The 214-nt window shown below is 61.2% G+C and carries 1 pseudogene; it reads left to right on the top strand.

Annotation, left to right across the window (positions count from 1 at the left end):
• Positions 1-214: pseudogene (locus FNJ47_RS49520) on the top strand (cytochrome c); the annotation flags it as partial.

Below are 214 nucleotides of genomic sequence, written 5' to 3'. Positions count from 1 at the left end.
CGGATCAATTCTACCAGATGATGCACAGTGGCCGCTTCCCCGATGGCGGCCTGGTCTATCCGGCGATGCCGTTCGCCTCCTATACCCAGGTGACGCGCGAGGACAGCGACGCGATCTACGCCTATTTGCGCACGGTCACTCCGGTCAAGCAGCTCAACAAGCCGCATGACCTGACGTTCCCGTTCAACAACCGCTCGCTGATCCTCGGATGGCG

Origin of the sequence: Bradyrhizobium uaiense, assembly GCF_010811875.1 — a bacterium.
GTDB classification, from domain to species: Bacteria; Pseudomonadota; Alphaproteobacteria; order Rhizobiales; family Xanthobacteraceae; genus Bradyrhizobium; species Bradyrhizobium uaiense.
Note: the sequence above shows the minus strand (reverse complement) of the source record. Positions and strands in the feature narration are given on the sequence as shown.